This window comes from Lysinibacillus sp. OF-1 (genome assembly GCF_028356935.1).
Classification (GTDB): Bacteria; Bacillota; Bacilli; order Bacillales_A; family Planococcaceae; genus Lysinibacillus; species Lysinibacillus fusiformis_D.
This window is the reverse complement of sequence record NZ_CP102798.1, coordinates 833,762-854,687: the sequence shown is the minus strand read 5'-3', so window position 1 is coordinate 854,687 and position 20,926 is coordinate 833,762. Positions and strand designations below refer to the sequence as shown.

At 36.3% G+C, this 20,926-nt stretch carries 18 protein-coding genes; 5 read left to right on the top strand and 13 right to left on the bottom strand.

Annotation, left to right across the window (positions count from 1 at the left end; all coding sequences use genetic code 11):
- Positions 1-52: 52 nt before the first annotated feature.
- From NV349_RS03945 to NV349_RS03935, 3 genes are all read right to left on the bottom strand, one after another.
- Positions 53-955 carry a chemotaxis protein gene (locus NV349_RS03945; protein WP_036125743.1) on the bottom strand — a complete coding sequence of 301 codons (903 nt, stop codon included), beginning with the start codon at positions 953-955 and terminating at the stop codon, positions 53-55.
- 65 nt (positions 956-1,020) lie between these two features.
- Positions 1,021-2,343 (bottom strand): MFS transporter, encoded by a 1,323-nt coding sequence (locus NV349_RS03940; RefSeq protein ID WP_058843413.1) that lies wholly within the window; start codon positions 2,341-2,343, stop codon positions 1,021-1,023.
- A gap of 654 nt (positions 2,344-2,997) precedes the next feature.
- Positions 2,998-3,318 (bottom strand): winged helix-turn-helix transcriptional regulator, encoded by a 321-nt coding sequence (locus NV349_RS03935; RefSeq protein ID WP_036125834.1) that lies wholly within the window; start codon positions 3,316-3,318, stop codon positions 2,998-3,000.
- Positions 3,319-3,473: 155 nt separating this feature from the next.
- On the opposite strand from NV349_RS03935, the gene NV349_RS03930 reads away from it, so the two are divergent.
- On the top strand, positions 3,474-3,866 hold the full coding sequence (locus NV349_RS03930; RefSeq protein ID WP_036125836.1) for a DoxX family protein: 393 nt from the start codon (positions 3,474-3,476) through the stop codon (positions 3,864-3,866).
- Positions 3,867-3,926: 60 nt separating this feature from the next.
- Here the strand turns inward: NV349_RS03930 and NV349_RS03925 are convergent, their stop codons facing one another.
- From NV349_RS03925 to NV349_RS03915, 3 genes are all read right to left on the bottom strand, one after another.
- Positions 3,927-4,793, bottom strand: coding sequence for an NAD(P)-dependent oxidoreductase (locus NV349_RS03925; protein WP_058845177.1), 867 nt, complete (start codon positions 4,791-4,793; stop codon positions 3,927-3,929).
- 300 nt (positions 4,794-5,093) lie between these two features.
- The gene (locus tag NV349_RS03920) at positions 5,094-5,270 is read right to left on the bottom strand and encodes an aspartyl-phosphate phosphatase Spo0E family protein (RefSeq protein WP_080717115.1); all 177 of its coding nucleotides are present in this window, start codon (positions 5,268-5,270) and stop codon (positions 5,094-5,096) included.
- A 94-nt stretch (positions 5,271-5,364) separates the two neighbouring features.
- Positions 5,365-5,553, bottom strand: coding sequence for a hypothetical protein (locus NV349_RS03915; protein WP_036125841.1), 189 nt, complete (start codon positions 5,551-5,553; stop codon positions 5,365-5,367).
- Positions 5,554-5,676: 123 nt separating this feature from the next.
- Between NV349_RS03915 and NV349_RS03910 the strand changes: the two genes are divergently transcribed.
- From NV349_RS03910 to NV349_RS03900, 3 genes are all read left to right on the top strand, one after another.
- Positions 5,677-5,865 carry a YkvS family protein gene (locus NV349_RS03910; protein WP_004224583.1) on the top strand — a complete coding sequence of 63 codons (189 nt, stop codon included), beginning with the start codon at positions 5,677-5,679 and terminating at the stop codon, positions 5,863-5,865.
- A 79-nt stretch (positions 5,866-5,944) separates the two neighbouring features.
- Positions 5,945-6,562 carry a CPBP family intramembrane glutamic endopeptidase gene (locus NV349_RS03905; protein ID WP_036125844.1) on the top strand — a complete coding sequence of 206 codons (618 nt, stop codon included), beginning with the start codon at positions 5,945-5,947 and terminating at the stop codon, positions 6,560-6,562.
- A gap of 61 nt (positions 6,563-6,623) precedes the next feature.
- Entirely contained in the window at positions 6,624-7,313 is a 690-nt protein-coding gene (locus NV349_RS03900) for a DUF8580 domain-containing lipoprotein (RefSeq protein WP_058845178.1), read from the top strand.
- 85 nt (positions 7,314-7,398) lie between these two features.
- On the opposite strand, the gene NV349_RS03895 is transcribed toward NV349_RS03900, so the two are convergent.
- Together NV349_RS03895 and NV349_RS03890 are read right to left on the bottom strand one after the other, a co-directional pair.
- Positions 7,399-7,845: a MarR family winged helix-turn-helix transcriptional regulator gene (locus tag NV349_RS03895; RefSeq protein ID WP_036125858.1), complete on the bottom strand. Its 447-nt coding sequence runs from the start codon at positions 7,843-7,845 to the stop codon at positions 7,399-7,401.
- A 120-nt stretch (positions 7,846-7,965) separates the two neighbouring features.
- Entirely contained in the window at positions 7,966-9,333 is a 1,368-nt protein-coding gene (locus NV349_RS03890; RefSeq protein WP_244504793.1) for an ATP-binding protein, read from the bottom strand.
- A 310-nt stretch (positions 9,334-9,643) separates the two neighbouring features.
- Here NV349_RS03890 and NV349_RS03885 point away from each other — a divergent pair, with 310 nt between their 5' ends.
- On the top strand, positions 9,644-11,383 hold the full coding sequence (locus NV349_RS03885; protein WP_036125863.1) for a B12-binding domain-containing radical SAM protein: 1,740 nt from the start codon (positions 9,644-9,646) through the stop codon (positions 11,381-11,383).
- Between the two features lie 980 nt (positions 11,384-12,363).
- Here NV349_RS03885 and NV349_RS03880 read toward each other — a convergent pair.
- The 5 genes from NV349_RS03880 to NV349_RS03860 all read right to left on the bottom strand — a co-directional run bounded on the left by NV349_RS03880 (position 12,364) and on the right by NV349_RS03860 (position 20,827).
- On the bottom strand, positions 12,364-13,719 hold the full coding sequence (locus tag NV349_RS03880; protein WP_036125865.1) for a TrkH family potassium uptake protein: 1,356 nt from the start codon (positions 13,717-13,719) through the stop codon (positions 12,364-12,366).
- Positions 13,720-13,827: 108 nt separating this feature from the next.
- Positions 13,828-14,589: a TerC family protein gene (locus NV349_RS03875; RefSeq protein ID WP_058845180.1), complete on the bottom strand. Its 762-nt coding sequence runs from the start codon at positions 14,587-14,589 to the stop codon at positions 13,828-13,830.
- 319 nt (positions 14,590-14,908) lie between these two features.
- A complete protein-coding gene (locus tag NV349_RS03870; protein ID WP_058845181.1) occupies positions 14,909-15,994 on the bottom strand; it encodes an SDR family oxidoreductase in 1,086 nt (361 codons plus the stop codon).
- Positions 15,995-16,014: 20 nt separating this feature from the next.
- The gene (locus tag NV349_RS03865) at positions 16,015-19,068 is read right to left on the bottom strand and encodes an efflux RND transporter permease subunit (protein WP_271912451.1); all 3,054 of its coding nucleotides are present in this window, start codon (positions 19,066-19,068) and stop codon (positions 16,015-16,017) included.
- A 181-nt stretch (positions 19,069-19,249) separates the two neighbouring features.
- On the bottom strand, positions 19,250-20,827 hold the full coding sequence (locus NV349_RS03860) for a peptide chain release factor 3 (RefSeq protein ID WP_058845183.1): 1,578 nt from the start codon (positions 20,825-20,827) through the stop codon (positions 19,250-19,252).
- Between the last annotated feature and the right edge of the window lie 99 nt (positions 20,828-20,926).

The following is a 20,926-nucleotide window of genomic DNA, read 5'->3' as shown; positions in this document are numbered from 1 at the left end:
CTTTTAGGATACCCATTATTAAAATTGTGAAGTATCTTGTAAGTCATTACCATTACAGAATAAGTTGGTCAACACGTAAAATGAGCTCTGCAATTTCTGGCTTACTAATTTGATCTTCTGCTCCTACTTGATCCCCTTTATGGCGAAGATCGTCTGTAATGAGACTTGAGAAAATGATGACAGGAAGCTTTTGAAGATCAGGGTGCTCTTTGATTTTTCGTGTCAAATGATGACCATCCATTTGTGGCATCTCAATATCAGTTACCACTAATTGAATATGTTCTGCGATATCGCTACCACTATTCGCAATTCCTTCTAAGTATTCATAAGCATCGCGACCATTTTCAAAGAATTCTACATTGTCATAACCAGCTTCGCTCATTGTATCGAATAATAATTTGCGTAATAATGGTGAATCTTCTGCAATTAAAATACGCTTTCCAGAACGTTCACGTTTACCAAGCTTTTTAACAGATTCCACACTAATTCCTGATTCAGGATTGATATCCACCATAATTCTTTCGAAATCTAGCAATAGAATCATTTGTTCATTTTGTTTAATTACGCCAATTACTTGTGATGTCCCACCTTGATACATATCAGATGGCTTTTCAATTTGATTCCATGAAATACGATGAATTTGTGTCACATTATCTACATGGAAAACAACACGTTGCTTATTGAATTCAGCCACAATATATTTTTGTTGAGGATTACGCTCCGCACCTTGAATTCCTAATACTCGCAGCATATCTACAACCGGTAATACTTCACCTCGTAATTGAATAATTCCTTCTACATGCGGGTGCGCGTGTGGGATAAATGTTACTGGTATCGGTTGAATAATTTCTTTCACTTTAATGACATTGATGCCGAATTTATTGTTTGCTACTTCAAATTCAACGATTTCTAGCTCATTTGTGCCACTTTCTAATAATATTCCTTTATGTTCCAATGCAATCCCGCTCCTTTCTCTACATCTATTTATAATTCAATTGTATCATAGGCAATACATTTCTCCTACTTGCTATTTCCATTTTTATCATTAACTTTTAGATGTACCAATAGGCCGATTACTGTCATCACTATTAATGTTGATAACGCGACACGACTAGCAAGGGTGCCATAATCCTTCATCCATAATGTCACTGTTCCATATACGGCTGGACCGATAATCGATGATACTTTACCTGAAAAGGCAAATAAGCCGAAAAACTGCCCGCGTTTCTCATATGGTGATAATTCAATAATATAGGTCCTAGATGTCACCCACATGGATCCAAGGGATATCCCAAATAGACTACCTGCTAGCCAGAACATCCATTGTGCTGAGGCAAAAACAGCGAACACTAAAGCGATAATCATAATGAGCGCAACTATCGTAATGGCACGTTTAGCTCCTATGGATTTCGTTATATAGCCAAATGCAAGAGAACCAATGATTGTTGATACCGTAGAGACCAAATAAAGAACGATAAACTGACCAGAACTAAATCCAACAATTGCCGTAGCATAAACAGCCATCATGGCGATCGTCGTAGCAATGGCATCATTTAAAAAGAAATAAGCAATCATGAACGTAAAAATGGCCTTATATTGCTTCATATCCTTAAAAGTTTGAATGATTTCTTTATAGCCGTCTAAAAACTTTATGGACTTGCGCTGCGCTTTTGGAATAGGTGTATCTTTATTAATTAAAAATAATGGCAATGAAAATAATAAATACAAGATAGCTGTTGGAATAAACGCTCGGTGAAAATCGCTGTTACCGACATATAAATATACAAGTAATCCGAAAAGTGTGCCCAAATAACCAATTGCAACTCCATACCCTGAGATTAATGGCATCTCTTCTTTTGTTCCTAAATCACCCATCATAGAGTCGTAGAATACTAGACTTGAATTAAAGAAAAATTTTGCAATGACAAAGCTTGCAACTACTAAAAATAAACTAAGAGGGACACCTGAGTAGTTGGTTGTCGATTGTACATTTGCAAAGATCCCCATCATAAATGTAAAAAGAATGGAAATAGATGCAAACCATACGATAAACCTCTTTTTGTAGCCAGTGTTATCAATCCAAACCCCAAAAAGCGGTGAAAAGATAACGAGCAACAAGCTTGCAATCGCATTGGCGTAGGATATAAAGGTGCTTGCTACTTGTTGCATGACTTCATTCGTACCCAGCACTTCATCCATGTAAAACGGGAAAAAAATTGTATTTATATTTGAAGAAAAAATTGTATTCGCAAAATCATAAAATGCCCATGAAAGTATTGGCAATGATAAATAAATGGCTAACTGACTTCGATGCTGTACATCGATTGCTGTACCTTTCTTCATATAAAACCTCCCCTCTATTTTCTATAATAATCAATTAACCTCTCTCTGTAATAAAAAATATCTTTTTTTAAAGAAAATTAATATTATTTACAATATAACAGCAATTTCATTGAAAAATAACTGCCAAATGACCGATAAATGAACACTCATTTTCCATCGTTTTCCGTGTAAATCAAAAAAGATCTTTTGACAAGGTGAGGGGAGGTGATTTCCGTTCCGCCAGCGTCCTTTCCAGAGGGCGTCCGATGAGCCGCTGCGCTCACTGCGTTCGCTCCAGTGTCTTTTCCTGAACAAAATAGTCTTTTATTTATATTATTAGAGAGAGGATAGGCTCTTATTTACAATGTGGAGAAGTGATGAGTGACAACACCCCACCATAAAGAGTAGTGAATACCCTTCACTTTATTGGAAAACCTTTGCTAACAAGAAACATTTTTATAGATTGGAGTGGAAGGCTACTTGACTCCCGTGGGATAGCGAGACAGGCGAGCCCCCTAAACGGAGCGGTAGCGGAGGAAGCGGCTCGGCGCTCGCCCACAGGAAAGCAAGTAGCCTGCAACGGAAATCCATTTTCACCTTTCACAAATTCTATTGATTGTTTGTATTTCAACACGATAAAAAGGTATTCAAGCCCCTCACTTGAATACCTTTTTATCATTTTTCATTTAGTGTCACCCAGTCAGAAGACCATTGTTCAATTGCTTTTAGCACTGGCGCAATAGCATATCCCTTTTCCGTAAGCTCATACTCAATGACAACTGGTGTCGAAGGAATTACTGTACGTAACACGATTTGCTCTGTCTCTAACTCCTTTAATCGTTCTGTTAAAACACGACTGCTAATATTCAACTGATTTTTAATGGTTGAATAACGTTGTGGACCATCGAGCAACTGATAAATTAGCAAAGTATTCCATCGATGATTTAATATCATGAGTGCTTTTTCAAATCGTGGACAAATATTTTTTTGATCCAATCTACTAGCCTCCATTGTTGTTAGTTCCTATTTAACAGTATAGCACTTTTTCTAAAAAACCAATTCTAAAAATACATTAAGTTACTTGACAAAAGTTATTTTTAAAAATAAACTAGGTTACGAAATGTAAGTTAAAGAAAAGGAGTTATTTTATTATGCAAATGATTGGTTCAACTATTTTACGTGTCGTTCTTGGCATTATTTTTGCCGTACATGGTTTTCAAAAGTTTCAAGGTGGAATCAGCTACACAGCTGACTTCTTTGATAGTCTAGGTATACCAGGATTTATGGCGTATATCGTTGCGATTATTGAATTAGTAGGCGGAATTGCCATTATTTTAGGTTTAGCCACTAGAATCTTTGGCGCTTTACTAACGATTACAATGATCGTTGCTATCTTTACAGCAAAACTAAGCATTGGCTTTATCGGAGCTGATGGATTGGCTGGTTATGAATTAGATTTAGCTTTAGGCGCTATAGCTCTTTATTTTGCTTTAGCAGGAGCATCTAACTTCTCTTTAGATTCTCAACTTTTTGGTAAAGAGTAGTACTAAAAAACCTGAAGTCTCCCAAGAAATAAAGAGACTTCAGGTTTCCTATTCACGCCACTATTTATAATACTTTAGAAGAACTTGTGTACCATTATCACCATAGCCCTCTTCAATCAATTTCTCATACATGTCATATGCTAATGAAAGCCCTGGTAAAGAGATACCCATTTTTTTGGATTCATCTAAAGCAATTTTCATATCTTTGACAAAATGCTTAACATAAAAGCCTGGAGCAAAATCCCCTTGTATCATGCGTGGAGCTAAATTGCTTAAAGACCATGAGCCAGCTGCCCCTGATGCGATTGATTGTAATACCGTCGGTAAATCTAAACCTGCCTTTAAACCATATGCTAGTGATTCGCACACTCCAATCATACCTGAAGCAATGACAATTTGGTTGCACATCTTTGCATGTTGCCCAGCACCCGCTTCACCTTGATAAACAATATTTCCCCCAAAATGCTTCATAATTGGCAATACCTTATCATAGGTAGCTTGATCGCCACCAATCATAATGGACAATGTACCATTTTGTGCTCCTATATCACCACCTGAAACAGGAGCATCTAAAGCCTCTACACCCATTGAAAGGGCGTGCTCATAAATTCTCTTTGCCAAGGAAGGCTCTGAAGTCGTCATATCAACGACAATGTTACCTTGCTCTGCTGTTTGGAAAAGACCATTTTGCCCAAAATATACTTCCTCAACATCTGAAGGATATCCAACCATTGTGAAGGCAATGTCACGATTTTTAAATGCTGCTGCTGGCGAACTTGCCCAAGACGCTCCCAATGCCACAAGAGGTTCTGCTTTTTCCTTTGTCCGCGTAAACACAGATACTTCATGCCCATTTTTTATTAAATGTTTAATGATGCTAGCACCCATCACACCCGTGCCAATAAATGCTATACGTTTCTTCGTCATATGTACATGCTCCTTTATTTTAGAATATCTGCACTCTCTGTGAGAATCCAAACTCTGTATCTTTTCAGTTTAGGTGAAGGAAACATATAATTCAAACTCTTCCCATAACTTGTACTAAACTTTTTATGTATGACATATATACCGAATAAGCGAAAAAAAAGAGAGCAAGTGATTGGGGGATCACTGCTCTAAAGGGGGAAATGAGAATGTTGCTGTGTTCATAGTAAGTTATTCCCCATTGAAATGCATTTTAAACATATATGTTAAAATGTTTTTACTCTGAATACTGGAACAATCTTTTTAGTTTTCTTGGTCTTTTTCTTCCTCAAATGCCATCTGTCTATAATAAGTGTTCATTAACTGATCTAATCTGCGACTCAGTTGAATGGTTTTTGCATTTTGTAACCCGTTTTCTACACCTGAGCGAATCATCATCTCACGAGTTTGTTCCATTTGTTTCAAGAGTAGATTGACCATTCATACAACCCTCCACACACAAATAATCATACCATTATTATACATTTATATTTTATTTCTTACAGCATTAACTTACGACAATGTTCGACAAATTTTAACTTCTCGGAAGTTCAGTATAAGTATATATAATCCGTCCATTTTGTTTGGCCTCACCCCTATAATGTTTAAATAAAGGATGCTTTACAAGTATTTCGCGAAATTCATAAAAATCTTCCTTTTGAATTTCAATACTTTCTATTTCCCCGTTTTGTAATTGTTTAAGCATATTTTCGTATTTTTCCATTTATTTTATACCTCTCTTTTCATCTTTTGTGTAATAAATTATGAATTATTTAAAAAAAGCTTTACGTTTCCCAAATTTTCATGCAAACTGTATATTATTAGTCGATGAAGGAGCTGACTGTCTGTGAAAATAGCTGAAGTTGGAAATATTATCGAGTTTAAAAATGGTCTACAAGGTATTGTCGAAAAGGTAAATGAAAATTCGGTGATTGTTAATTTAACATATATGGAGAATTTTGATTCCCTTGAGATTGAAGAGAAAACGGTCGTCAATCATAAACGTTATAAAATTTTATATACTAATGAAGCTTAATAGTCCGAATAGTCCCTATTTGTCTTTATAGATGATAAGGGGCTATTTTTTTGATAAAATTAAAGTATGGAGGTCGAATATGCTAACAAATTCGAAACAAACACTACTATTTCTCCTTTCTTTATTATTCGTTTATGGCATGCTTGCTTTTACCTTTGCTAACCAAGCAGTATTTTGGTACATGTATGCATTTACTTTATTAGTATGTATTGCCATCGCCATCTTAGCTGGCTCCATTGAAGATAAATTACCTACATGGCAATTTTTACTCTTTGGTATTGGATACGGTACCATCACATATGGTATCATTCGCTTTGGTTACTGGCTCGCTCCATATATTAATAATAATTTAGTACAATCCGTTCAAAAGTTTTTAACAAACTATGGACCACAAAATATTTGGCACTATGTTTTACTCGTATTCATCGTTGCCATAGGTGAAGAACTATTTTGGCGTGGTTATATCCAACAGCAGTTAAAACGCTTTATGCGTCCATCGTTGGCTGTTATAGTAACTGCCATACTGTGTGCGATATCAATTGCTCTAAGTGGTTTTATACTTGGTGTTATAGCTGTACTTTTGGCAAGTATTATTTGGGGCTTCATCTATGAGTGGAAAAAAAGTATGCCACTTGTTATTGTAGCTCATGTCGTTTTTGTACTATTATTATTTTTAGTGTTGCCTTTAACATCATAACATTTAATTTTGGAAACATTTTATCTTTACAAACGTTTAATTTAGAAAAGGAGGGTTTTTTATGCAAAAAAAATTATTTTCAATTCTTGCATTAGTACTAACAGCCGTATTAGTTGTAGGTTGTAATACCTCTGATAAAACAGGGGATTCAGATGCTCAACAAAATGAGCCATCCAATACTGGTGTTGATCAAAAACCATCTGGAGATGAAACTGCAGGCGAATCACAAGAAGAAGAGGAAACTCCTGCATCAGATGATACAAATACAGAGGATACTTCTAAACAGCCACAACAAGATGTGAAATACGTACAAAAAGGCGAAAATAAAACGGAAACAGCCACTCAGTCTGAAAGTGTCAATCAAACCTACAAGCTACAACAGCTTCCAGGATTTACAATGACACAGGAAGAACCAGGTAAAGATATGTTAGTATCTAATGATGATGACGAAGTGTTTATGCGTATTGAAACAATTGAAGCATCACAATCAAGCTTTGATGAAGTGAAAACAACTATGCAAGATTATATGAATGCTGTAGGCGAAACAGTAGCTTTAACTACTGAAGAATTAGCAGCATTTAAAAATGTTCAACATATCGAGGGTTATGTCGTAGACTTTGACACAGAGAAAGTTATTGGGGTTGTTTTTGAAAAAGATGGTCTCATTACAAAATTAACAATTCACGATAACGATAAACAAGATTTAACAGATGCTATGCTTAATATGGCAGCCACTATCTCTAAAAAATAGTAAGACAATAAGGACGATAGACATTGTCTATCGTCCTTTTATTTCCATTATAAAAAAGTTGTCTCAAATCAATGAGACAACTTTTTTAATAAGATAAATCCTTAATAGAAAGGCCTATTTTCTTTAATAACGTAATTGCTTGTTCCTTTTCTTGCGGTGATAGCACACTCATTAATTCATGCAAATGCTGCTCGTGTTTTGGGAATAGCTCTGCCATAAAGGCTTCACCTTCTCCAGTGATTTCTGCATATGTCACACGACGATCTGAAGGACAAGAAACACGTAATAAATAGCCTCTCTTTTCAAGCTTATCAATGACATACGTAATAGACCCACTAGCGAGCAAAATTTTATTGCCTATTTGCTGTAAAGGTTGTCTCCCTTTATGGTAAAGAAGCTCTAGAACAGCAAATTCAGTTGGGTTTAAACCATTATCCTGAAATAATTGATGTGTTGTCTCATTGATCGCTTTCAATGCACGCGATAGTACAATATATAATTTTAAAGATTGTTTTAGATCTTCTGACTTCATATTCTTTTCCTCTCACTTCGCTCTTTATATGACATTATAGCGATATTAGAAAAGCATTGTCAAAAGCATTATATGATTTAGAAGGTTTTATTGTGAATTATCTCACCATTTTTACTCTATTTACGTTACTAAATAAGCAGAATCTTTTGAGGATACTTCCAATGTATCAAGTTGATTAAATGTGTAAATTGGGAACTGCAGATGGAAGCATGTCCCCTTCTGTAGTTCACTATTAACGCCTATTACCCCATCATGTTCTTCAATCACCTTTTTCACGAAAGCAAGGCCCAGTCCTGTCCCTGTTGATTTTGTCGTGTAAAAAGGCTGGAATAGGTTTTGAAGTGTCGTGCTGTCCATGCCAACCCCTTCATCTTTAATCATAAGCTCGACAATCGCACAGTCATTTGTCGCCATTTCAACTGTAATCGTGCCACCATTATTCATGGATTCCATTGCATTTTTAATTAGGTTCATTAACACCTGCTTTAAGCGATTCTCGTTGCCACCGATATAAATTTGGTTAGAAGGAGAAATGTACTGAATCATAATATTTTTCATGAGTGCATCTGGTAGCATAAACTCAATGACTTGCTTTACAATATGATCCAGTTCTAATAATTCAACTTTCATCGTCGTTGGCTTAGACAACACTAAAAGCTCGGATAAAATTTGTTCCATCCGTTGAAGCTCACTGTCAATAACAGAGAGATACATGCGTGATTCATCATCAGCATTTAACTTTAATAATTCAGTAAATCCCTTTAAAGAAGTTAATGGGTTACGAATTTCATGCGCAATACTTGCAGCCATCTGTCCCACAACATTTAATGCTTGCTGATGCTCGACTTTATGCTGAAGTTGTTTTTTCTCTGTTTCATCATTGATAACCGTGACAATAATATTATTGTATTCATCGAAAATACTGGAAATTTCATAATAGCAAGTTCTGCTTACTTGTGTTTCATCGACTACATGAATACTTGCATGCTTGTCACCCATCAGCTTAGACAGGTATGATGTAATTTGTCCCTTTTTCAATGTAAATGAATCGAATATATGTTGATGTGCTTTATGGAGCAACTGCGAATTTTCAACTTTCAGAAACATTTCCGCATACTTATTAAGCCCAAGAATAATACCGCTAGCATCACTTACAATAACAGCATAAGGTAAATAATCGTATGCATTAAAAGATTGTGATCTTTCATGCGCCTGACTCATGTATAATTTATGAGCAACATCATCATTTAGTGTAGAAATTTGCGCAACAATTTCTTCTGTATTAGGATCATAAAAACATTTAAAAGACAGCATTTCATAGTCGTTTCCAGTTGTACGAATATTAAAAATTTCTTCTGAACGTAAATCATTTTGTAATTGTTTGACGAATTTAGTCCATTTAAAATTAGATGGCTCGTCCATAGCTAAATAGCCAATATACGTTAAATTAAGATTAAAACGTTTAATAGCAGCCTCATTAACGTTCAAAATTTTCCCTGCTTTATTGAGTATAAGTGTTGGTGACGAAGTACTTTTCATAAGATTTCCAAAACATTGATTAATATCATTTTGCTTCAACTTTCTCACCGAACCTTTCAAAAGAGTAAAAAACCTCTAAATCGAATTTTGAGCCTTTACTATACTTTATGACAGCACGATTCTATTATTACAAAATTTAGTAAATTTAAGTATTTTAAATTATTTCACGAACCGTTCACAAAATAAATAGGTAAAAAGAATTATATTGTATGTCAGATACTTGACTGATACAATAAGATGTTGAAAGGAAGATTATTGCATGAATACTATTTTAACTACTTTAAATGCAAAGTATATTCACACAAATTTAGCATTGCGCTATCTTAAAGGCGCCGCTTTACCAGAATTTAATCCAATTATAGCAGAGTACACTATTAAGGATCCTGCTTTTAATATTGTATCAGATTTATTCCAAAAAAAACCTGATATTGTTGGATTTAGTTGCTACATCTGGAATATAGAAGAAACCATTCACGTTATAAAAATGTTAAAGACTGTCTGTCCAAATGTTAAAATTTTGCTAGGAGGTCCTGAGGTTTCTTACGATTCTCATCATTGGTTACGTCAAATACCCGAGGTAGATTTTATTGTCATGGGCGAAGGAGAAACTTCTTTCAAACAATTATTACGCTATTTCCACGGTGAAATTTTGTTAGAGGATGTTCCAGGCATTTGTTATTTAGAGGATGGAAAAGTCAAAATTCACGCTATGCCACCTAAAATTGATTTGCGTGAATTACCAAGTCCATTCCGCTTTGAGGAGGATCTTCCCCATTTAGGTAAACGCATTCAGTATATCGAAACAAGTAGAGGCTGCCCATTTAGTTGCCAATTTTGTTTATCTTCTATTGAAGTAGGTGTACGATACTTTAACCGTGAAAAAATAAAAGAAGATATTCGTTTTTTAATGGATAACGGAGCTCGGACAATTAAATTCGTGGATCGTACCTTCAATATTAGCCGTAGCTATGCAATGGAAATGTTCCAGTTTTTAATTGATGAACATAAACCTGGTGTTGTATTCCAATTTGAGATTACTGCAGATATTATGCGCCCTGAGGTGATTCAATTCTTAAATGACAATGCACCAAAAGGTTTGTTCCGTTTCGAAATTGGCGTACAATCTACAAACGATTTAACCAATACACTCGTGAAACGTCGTCAAAACTTTGAAAAGCTAAAACGAACGGTAACAATGGTGAAGGATGGCGGAAAAATAGATCAACATTTAGATTTAATTGCTGGTCTACCAGAGGAAGATTACGCAAGCTTCCGTCAAACGTTTAATGACGTTTTTGCGATGAGACCAGAAGAGTTACAGCTAGGATTTTTAAAGCTTTTACGTGGTACAGGCCTTCGATTAGAAGCGGAAAAGTTTGGTTATACCTATGTGGATGTCTCTCCTTACGAAATCTTTTCAAATAATGTGCTAACCTTTGATGATATCGTACGCATTAAACATGCAGAGGATGTTCTTGAGAAGTATTGGAATGACCATCGGATGGATCATACGATTGAATACTTAGTTACTGAGGTCTTTGACACACCATTTGATTTTTTCCAAAACTTTGGGACGTATTGGGAAACAAAAGGTTGGTCTCGTATTGGCCATCAGTTGGAAGATTTATTCCGCCGTTTATTAATGTTTTTGGAAACTGTGGAGGGCGTGAATTTAAATATTATCCAGAGTCTCATGCAGCTTGATTATCTAATGGCACAGCAGTTCCAACCACGTAAGCTGTGGTGGAATGAACGCCCAACAGAAGAGCAACAAAAAGCCCTTTATCAAGCATTACGCGAAGATCCTACTATCGCTGGCGAGGAATTTGCTAGCTTTAAGCTATCTGAGAAAGAGTTGTTTAAGCATACACTGATTATCCCTCATGGCCTTGACTATCACAATTTCCTAAATGGCAAAATTGTACAAAAAAATGGCTATCTGTTAACCTATTTCCGTCACGGTCAGCAACCATATTTTGCATCTATCCACTCTAGTTAATAATAAAAGCTAGTCCTGTGCTAACAGTCAGGACTAGTTTTTTTCTTTCTTAAACAATTCTTAAATCCTTTTCACAAAAATAACATGACTGTATATGTACTTTCTTCGACTAACTAAATGAGTTAGTCAAGTATTCATAGCCTCCCTCCAAAAGTTTAGGGCAAATGCCTTAAAGACAAGCTAGTTCTATTTTGTAAATAATACCCACAAAAATTTTAAAAATGCGGGAAAAACAATTTTAAATTTTTTGAAAATTGTATGACAATTTCGTATTTTTCACCTTTTTTAATGAAAAATACGCAGGAATGTTCTTTATTAAGTATCATTTTCTTCTAAAACATTCCCCATTATTACGCATTTATTCGTGTAGCCTTTTTATGTGTTTTTTATTGTATTTGAACTACCTATATTAAGGCAATTACTTTTTAATTCCTTAAAATTAACTTTTGATAGGGGACGCGAACAAAGGGTATTCCCTTATGTATATACACCTGTAATGACAACTTTCGACAAATTACTTCTTTTTATCTATATATAATAGAAGAAAGTCATTTACTATACTTATAATATTTACCAGTAAATTCGTTTTATTCATAAAATAATCTTTTACTTTAAACTATTATAAGATACCAATATTTAGAAACTATATATTAGTATTGATTGGTCAAAATAGAGTAATTATTTTTTTAGAATCATATTAATAGTAATGTGTTATGCTCCCTAGTTAGCATGAGTATTTCAAGATGCATACACACTCTCAGTTATGAAGTAAGAAGCTGATGTAGATATGTTAGTACCATTCTTGCTCACAAAAATAGAGAGATAACTGCAAATAGCTATTTACATGTAACCACTGAACATGAAAGAAGTCCCCTCAAAAAATTCAGTGATTATCTAGAAAATTGAACTTTCAGGGGCAAAAAAGGGCAATCTAATGATTGTCCCTTACAAAGCCCTTATATACCATCGTTTCTGTATAATTACCCAATGATTACGCGTTCCTTTGGATAATGGAAGCTTGATTTTTTCCCTCTACCCCCACCACCAAGTGTGTAAAGGAAGGAAATTAACCCTACTCGACCGATAAACATTAAAATAATGATAATGATTTTACCAATGACAGATAAGTCCTCGGTGATTCCTAACGACATACCACAAGTACCGAACGCTGAAGTGATTTCAAAAATGATCTGAATCAGTGATGCTTGTGGCTCTGTGATGAGTAAGATAAGTGTAGCAATTAACACCATAAAAAATGCTAATAAAATAACAACGAATGAGCGAAAGACATCTATTAAATGAATTTCTCGCCCAAATACTTGAATATCTTCTCTTCCCCTAGCAAAAGTAATTAAGAATAAAATAGCTAAGGCAAAAGTAGTTGTGCGAATCCCTCCACCAACTGAGCTTGGCGAAGAACCGATGAACATAAGGAAACTCATAAATATATCTGTTGCTTCACTAAATGTCGTAACATCGTATGTTGTCAATCCAGCCGATCTTGTTGATACTGAATGGAACATCGCCGAAAATAGCGCCTCGTGCCAGGACATTTCCTTGAAGGAATGGAAAGATTCAAGAAGTAAAATGACAAGTGCACCTACAACAAATAAAATAGCGTATGTGGATGTAGTAATTTTAGTAAATAAACTAAAACGAAAATTCTCACGTCGATTGAGCAAGAACGTTTTTAATTCGATTAATACTGGGAAGCCGATAGCACCTAACACGATCAGTACCATTGTAACCATTTGTACAAAGTAATCATCATGAAATGGCAGTAAGCTCATTCCAGTTATATCGAAACCACCATTTGTTGTAGCAGAGATGGAAGCAAATATCCCATGTAAAAAGGCTTCTTCTAATGTATCAAAATAATTGGTGAAATGTAGCGTTAAAATAATCGTACCCGCAACTTCAATGCCAAATAAAATCTTTATGATTTCACGAATTAGTTTCACAACACCGGACAAATTATACTGGTTATGGTCAATCATAATTAATTGACGCTCACGCATCCCAATTTTTTTCCCTACTAGCAGCCACACAAAGGTACCAAGTGACATAATACCAATGGCCCCTAACTGTAAAATAACAAGAATCATCACAAGCCCAAAGGTTGTATAGGTTTCCGAAATAGTAATCGTTGTTAAGCCCGTGACACTAACTGCACTTACTGCTGTAAACAAGCTGTCTAAAAAGGAAATTCTTACGCCCTCTTGATGAACGCCTGGAAGTCGTAATAACAGGAAGGAAATCGCTATAGCTATAAAGTAATAAGAAACAAGTACCTGAAATGGTGTGACAAGTCTATTTGATGATTTTTTCCAAGGCACTTTAACAACTCCTCCCACATATGATGCCCAACTAGATAGATAATAGTATAGAAAAGATACATAAAAAAAGAAAGAGAAATAGTAACAACTATTCCTCCCATTTAGATACTAATTATTTTTTTTATGACGAACTCCCACTAGGTAGCCCACAAATGCAATGCCTAGTAAGACTATCCAGAATGTTAATTCCCAGGCAGTTGAATGAGGAAACTCTACAGGTAATATCCCTACTTTTTCATGAGCTAATGTTAAGATAACGAGCTTCACACCGACCCAACCAACGATAAGAAATGCTGCCGTTTCAAGTGAAGGATAATCGTTCAATACTTTAACAAACCATTGTGCTGCAAAACGCATCATAATGACACCGATAAATCCACCAAGAAGCATGACAATAAATTGTCCTCCATTGATGCCACCAATATCAAAATTTCCTAAGTGAGGCAAAGTTACAGCGATCGCAACGGCTGCCAGCATCGAATCAATAGCAAATGCAATATCTGCTGCTTCAACCTTAAGAACCGTTAACCAGAATCCAGAACCCTTTTTCTCTGCTCTTTCAGCTGTTTCCTCTTCATCATCTTTATGTTTACGCAAATCATATATATTTTTCGCAGACATAAACAATAGGTAGGCCGCACCGACTGCTTGGATTTGCCAATAGTTTACCAATACTGTAATAACAAATAAGGCGGAAAATCTGAAAATCAGTGCTCCAAATAGTCCATAAAATAACGCCTTTTTTTGCTGTTCCTGTGGTAAATGCTTGACCATCACAGCCATCACTACCGCATTATCAGCTGCAAGTAATCCTTCTAATACAACAAGGACAATTAACACCCAGCCGTATTGTAATATAATTGCTTCCATTCTAGTGCCTCCTCTAAGCTCTATCCCTAAAACGACTATTTTATCTAAAGTACAAAAGAAAAAAGCCTCTGCCCTAATTCAGGCAAAGGTCTCGCTAAGTAAATTCGTACCTATTTCTTTTATGGTACATCAATCTACACGTCATTACGTATAGAGCCATTCACTATCACACCCGATGGTCATAACCATGTCTTGACGAATGTGAAACCAGGACATATCATTCCTGTTAGCTACTCCCCTTTGACAAATTGTCGAAGGTATCTTCTTTCCATCATTATAGCACTATCATTTACAACTGACAAAAATATCTATATTGTTTTTACTTAATCTGAATTTGATAGCTCTTCTCTTCCTTATGTGCTAAATAAAAGGCAATCATTTTTGGCATCGTCTGTATAAAATCAGGGCATGTAATACCACCTTTTTGTAAAATTTGCTGTGCTTCAGCTGTGTCAAATGTGGCATTCCATGTTAAGTAATCCAGCGTTTCTTGTTCAACTCCAAGTTTTTTTCGAATAAAAGGAACTTGTAACGATAGCTTTGCTAATATAAATGGGAAACGTCCCTTTGGATAGACATTCGTTATTAATTTCACCATAGTACGGTATACTTCCTGTACAGGGTGAGGATTGGGATCTGTTAAATGAAGTGTCTTGCCTTCTGCACCTTGTTCATTCACTACAAAAACTGAGGCATTTAAAATATAATCAACGGGCACGACATTAATCGTTGATGTCGATCGGCCGATGTATGGAATAAAGGGTAAACCCTTTATTCGTTCTACTAAATTTAAAAAGAAGTAAGGTCCATCAAATTTAATGGTTTCACCTGTCATTGAATGCCCTCGCACTATCCCAGGTCTAATAATCGTAAGTGGTATTTCTGATTTTAAATCTTCAACTCGAAGCTCGGCCTCATATTTTGTTTCCTCATAGTAGTTTTTAAATGCTGGAGGCCGAATGAGTTCATTTTCACGCAGTATCCCTTCACGTGTGCCTGCCACATAGGCTGTACTAAAATACATATAGCGTTTTAAATTCGGTAAGGTGCGCACAAAATCATTGACCATTGTTGTACCATGGACATTCACTTTCCATGCAAGATCACGTGGTACCGCTAAATCATAAATAGCGGCTAAATGCCAAAGCACTTCTATTTTTGGTACAATTCCACTGATTATTTGATCGTCTAAACCCAGATTTGGCAGCGTAATATCGCCTTCTACAATATGAATTGAACAGTCAGGGAAAGCTTCTATTATTTTGCTTTTTTCCTGCTCTGCCTTAATGGTTTCACCTGCCAACACAATCGCAATAACTTGTTGTGTCTGTCTCTTTTGGAATAATGTCCGAATGAGTTGACTTGAAATGAAACCAGGAAATCCAGTAAAAAAATGGACGTTCATCTCCTATTCCCCCTTGAAATCTAGCGCATCTTTCTTGTTTCTTTATCCACTAAACTATAGATAATCGGTACAATATACAATGTTAGCAATGTCGAGGTTACAAGGCCTCCAATAACCGCAATCCCCATCGGTTGGTTCATCTCTGTTCCTTCACCAATACCAAGCGCTAGTGGAAACAGTCCTAAAATAGTCGTTAATGCCGTCATTAAAATCGGTCGAAGACGATCTTGGCTAGCCAGTAAAATAGCTTCATAAGCAGACATGCCCTTCGCCTTTAGCTGGTTAATATAATCGACAAGCACAATGCCATTGTTCACGACAATCCCTACAAGCACTAAAATACCGATGACAGACGTCACACCGATTAAAGTATGTGTTGCGAACATAGCAATCGCCACACCGATGATCATTAATGGGACTGTAAACATGATGACAAACGGATATTTAAATGACTCAAATTGCGCAGCCATTACAATATAAACTAGTACGATTGCTAGCATAACTGCTAATAGCATATCGTCAATTGCACTATCATAAAGCTCTCGATCCCCACTAAAAACAATTTGAGTAGCAGGCGGTAAATGAACTTGGGTCAATGCTTTATCTACTTTTGCCGAAATGCCGCCCAATGATTCCTTTGTTTCATAATCTACAAAAAAGGCTACTGCTGCTGCCTGATCAGAACGACGAATGGACACGGGTCCCTCTTGTATAGATACAGTAGCAACATCCTCTAATTTCACAAACAATCCTGCTGGAGAACGAAGCTGCATGGCTTTTAGCGCATCTATACTCGTATTAAATACCTGTCCAAAACCCGTATAAACGGGTAATACAGCGCCGTCCTCAGTAAGTAGTTGAGACGTTAATTGTCCTTTTGTCATTTGGTTCACGGTTTGAGCAATTTGTGCTGGGATAAAACCGTAGTCTTTTGCTTTTTCTCGATCAACTTCAATTTGAATCTCTGGCACAGTCTGGTCTAGATCCGTTGAAACCTTTGTTACTTCTTGAATCGCTTGTAGCTCTTGCTGCACTTTTTTAACAGTGTGCTGTAGCCTTTGTTCATCTGAGTCTGTTAATCGGAACGTTAATGTATGTGGTGACGAACCCGTTGCTGTTGATACATTAAATGTAATATCAGCTTGCTCTCCAAGCTCTCCCTTTATATCTTGCTCTAGCTCTTCCACAAATTCAAAAATGGAACGTTGCCTTTCTGCTAATGGTACTAGTTTGACATACATTTCAGCTTGATTGGCGCTCGTTTGTCCACGCGCTTGCGATTGTTGCGTACCCCCAATTAAGCTAACATAAACATCCACATCTTTTTCCTGCTTCAAGCGCTCCTCAATATGCTTCACTACCTTTTCTGTTTCCGATACAGCGACACCTTTTTCAAGATTGACACTTATAGATGTGAATCCTTCATCGGTAGATGGTAAAAATTCTGTACCAATTCTAGTCAGCCCAAATAAGGATAAACCAAAGCACATCACCGTGAAAATTAGAATTAGCAGTCGATGCCGTAATACCCATACAATAGAGGATTTATAATGGTTGTAAAATTTAGAGCTACTGCGCTGCTCATAAAAATTGGTATTTTTCATTTTTAAAAGACGACTTGCTAGCATTGGGACGACAGTAAGCGCAACTACTAGAGAAGCGATTAGGCTGAACGAAATCGTTAGGGCGAATTCTGTAAATATTTGTCCAATCAATCCTTCGATAAACATAACAGGAATGAATACGGCTATAGTAGTTAACGTGGAAGCTGTAATAGCAAGTGCAACCTCCTTAGTTCCTTCCTGCGCTGCAGTGATAGGATCCTTTTCTAGCCCTAAATGTCTTTCGATATTTTCAATAACAACAATGGCATTATCCACTAGCATACCGATACCCAGTGCAAGAGCACCTAGTGTCATGATGTTAAGGGTAAAATCCGCAAAAAACATCAACACAAATGTCACAATAACCGAATAAGGAATAGCAATACCAATAATGATTGGACTCTTTACACTACGTAAAAAAACAAATAGGATGAACATCGCAAATAATCCACCTAAAATTAAAGAAGAGCCAATGTTATGAATGGCTAAATCTACATAATTACCTTGATCGACAAGAATGTCTGCCGTTATTCCCTTATATTGCTCTTTCTTTAGTAGTTCATCTAATGTTTGCTGAAACGCTTTGGAAACTTCTGCTGTATTCGCGCCAGATTCCTGTAAAACGGACATAAGGACTGCTGGATGCTCATTGGCACGAGTTGTCGTAATAGATTGTTGCTCTGTCCTCTCTACGGTTGCAAGATCGCTCACAATTAGCGCTTCATCTGTTAACGGGTTCACTGAAACGATCAAACTTGCAATACTTTCAGGTGACGATAATGTACTTACAATACGTGTTGTTAACAGCTTACCATCATCTGTTGAAACAGGTTCACCAGGGAGAGATACATTATTCGCTTGGATAATTTGTATAATGTCTGCTTGTGTTAAGCCTTTTTCCACTAGCTTTGCTTCGTCTAATATTATTTGAACTTCCTCGATCAACTTGCCAGAAACATTTACACTTGCAACACCCTCTGTCCGTCGCAGTTCTTTTTCTAAGTCCTCTGCTAATAAACGTACATCTACATCATTATTTTCTGCACGTAATGATAGTTGAATAATGGGAAATTGAGACGGATCAAACTTTAAAAAACTAGGCTTGCCCGCATCATTTGGCAGCGGTGTCATATCAATTCGCTGTAAAATATCGAGTTGGATATCTTCCATATTCGTGGACCAATTAAACTCAAGCATAATTAAATTAGAGCCTTCTTGTGAGGTTGACTGTAGTTTTTTTATGCCAGGTAAGGTGGCAAGTGTAGCCTCTAATGGTTTCGTTATCTTCTCATTCACCTCTGTTGGACTTGCCCCAGGATAAGAAGTGACAACAACACCTATGGGGGGATTTAACTCTGGAATTAACGTAATCGGTATTTTTAATAAGGAAACACCGCCTAACAGGATGACAAAAAGCATCGTAACAATTGTAAAGACGGGTCTTTTAATGGAAAAATGACTAATATTCATATAAACAAACTCCTTTTTCTACCTCTTCCTTTCTAGGATAGCCGATTTATAAATGAGCTAAGCCCCCTTCAATTAGTTCGTCGTGCAATATATTTCCTAATACTGTCTATATTCTACAAACAGTGTCAATTTTCCTTGCAAAAAAACACGAATCGCAAAATTGTCGATTCGTGTTTGGTAATTATAGAAGGCTATAAAGTTTAATGTTTTCGTTTTTATCAGCAAACCAGCGCATGGCAAACTCATTTTCAAATAGGAAAACAAGATTATCAAAGCGGTCTTTCACTAACATAGATCGACCAGAAGACATGGACTCTTTAACATCCTCTTCGTTTTCAATCCATCGTGCAATTTTAGAACCGATTGGCTCCATTCTTACTTCCACATTGTATTCATTTTTCATACGATGCTCAAACACTTCAAATTGTAATTGACCAACTGCACCAAGAATGACTTCCTCTGTATGCAGCGTTTTATAATATTGAATAGCACCCTCTTGTACCAATTGTAAAATCCCTTTATGGAATTGCTTTGATTTCATTACGTTTTTCGCTGTTACACGTACGAATAGCTCTGGTGTAAACTGCGGTAATTTTTCAAATTGGAATGTTTTCTTGCCACCTACAACAGTGTCCCCAATTTGGTAAGTTCCTGTATCATATAACCCAATAATATCTCCCGCAACCGCTTCATCTACGGTCTCACGATCATCTGCAAGGAATTGTGTAGATTGAGTCACTTTAAATGACTTACCTGTACGAGCTAATGTCATATTCATTCCGCGCTCAAATTTACCAGAAACAATGCGTACAAAGGCAATGCGGTCACGGTGGGCAGGATTCATATTGGCTTGAATTTTGAAAATGAAACCTGAAAACTCATCATGTTCAACAGGATCAATAAATTGCTCATCTTCGGTAATTCTAGGCTGAGGTGTCGGTGCAAATTGTAAATAGGTTTCAAGGAACGTTTGCACACCAAAGTTTGTTAATGCTGAACCAAAAAATACAGGTGTTAATTCTCCACGACGAATTTTTTCCTCAGAATAGGCATTTCCAGCTTCATCTAGCAGTAAAACATCATCCATTGCTTGTGAATAATAAGAAGTAACTTTCATTGGATGCTCCACAGCAAGCTCTCCATTGTCGTCAATTGGTAAGAATCGTTCAGCTTCATCTGTACGGAATTGCTCAATACGTTTATTATAACGATCGTAAATACCAAGAAACTCTTTCCCCATACCGATTGGCCAGTTCATAGGATAAGCGTTTATGCCAAGTACTTCTTCAAGCTCTTCTATTAACTCAAGTGGCTCTTTCCCTTGACGATCCAATTTGTTGATAAATGTAAAAATAGGGATACCACGCATTTTACAAACTTTAAATAGCTTTAATGTTTGGGCCTCGATCCCTTTGGCAGCATCCACTACCATGACAGCACTATCCACAGCCATTAATGTACGATATGTGTCCTCAGAGAAATCTTGGTGACCAGGGGTATCCAAAATATTCACACGAGAACCATTATAATCAAATTGCATTACGGATGAAGTAACCGAAATCCCACGTTGCTTTTCAATTTCCATCCAGTCAGACGTTGCATACTTACCTGTTTTTTTCCCTTTTACTGTCCCTGCGTCACGAATGGCACCACCAAATAGTAAAAGCTTTTCTGTAATCGTCGTTTTCCCAGCATCAGGGTGACTGATAATGGCAAAAGTACGACGTGATAGTATATCTTTTTCTAAATTTGAATTCATCTCGTCATTCTCCTTTTTTCATACTTAATAATAATAAAAGAAGACTTGCCTTTCATACAACCTTTTTACATGAAATCTCAAAAAAGAAAACCCTTTAGT

Coding starts and splice junctions, on each gene's coding strand:
- NV349_RS03940 (WP_058843413.1), bottom strand. CDS start 2,343: ATGAAGAAAGGTACAGCAATCGATGTACAGCATCGAAGTCAGTTAGCC.
- NV349_RS03930 (WP_036125836.1), top strand. CDS start 3,474: ATGCAAATGATTGGTTCAACTATTTTACGTGTCGTTCTTGGCATTATT.
- NV349_RS03925 (WP_058845177.1), bottom strand. CDS start 4,793: ATGACGAAGAAACGTATAGCATTTATTGGCACGGGTGTGATGGGTGCT.
- NV349_RS03920 (WP_080717115.1), bottom strand. CDS start 5,270: ATGGTCAATCTACTCTTGAAACAAATGGAACAAACTCGTGAGATGATG.
- NV349_RS03915 (WP_036125841.1), bottom strand. CDS start 5,553: ATGGAAAAATACGAAAATATGCTTAAACAATTACAAAACGGGGAAATA.
- NV349_RS03905 (WP_036125844.1), top strand. CDS start 5,945: ATGCTAACAAATTCGAAACAAACACTACTATTTCTCCTTTCTTTATTA.
- NV349_RS03900 (WP_058845178.1), top strand. CDS start 6,624: ATGCAAAAAAAATTATTTTCAATTCTTGCATTAGTACTAACAGCCGTA.
- NV349_RS03895 (WP_036125858.1), bottom strand. CDS start 7,845: ATGAAGTCAGAAGATCTAAAACAATCTTTAAAATTATATATTGTACTA.
- NV349_RS03885 (WP_036125863.1), top strand. CDS start 9,644: ATGAATACTATTTTAACTACTTTAAATGCAAAGTATATTCACACAAAT.
- NV349_RS03875 (WP_058845180.1), bottom strand. CDS start 14,589: ATGGAAGCAATTATATTACAATACGGCTGGGTGTTAATTGTCCTTGTT.
- NV349_RS03870 (WP_058845181.1), bottom strand. CDS start 15,994: ATGAACGTCCATTTTTTTACTGGATTTCCTGGTTTCATTTCAAGTCAA.
- NV349_RS03865 (WP_271912451.1), bottom strand. CDS start 19,068: ATGAATATTAGTCATTTTTCCATTAAAAGACCCGTCTTTACAATTGTT.
- NV349_RS03860 (WP_058845183.1), bottom strand. CDS start 20,827: ATGAATTCAAATTTAGAAAAAGATATACTATCACGTCGTACTTTTGCC.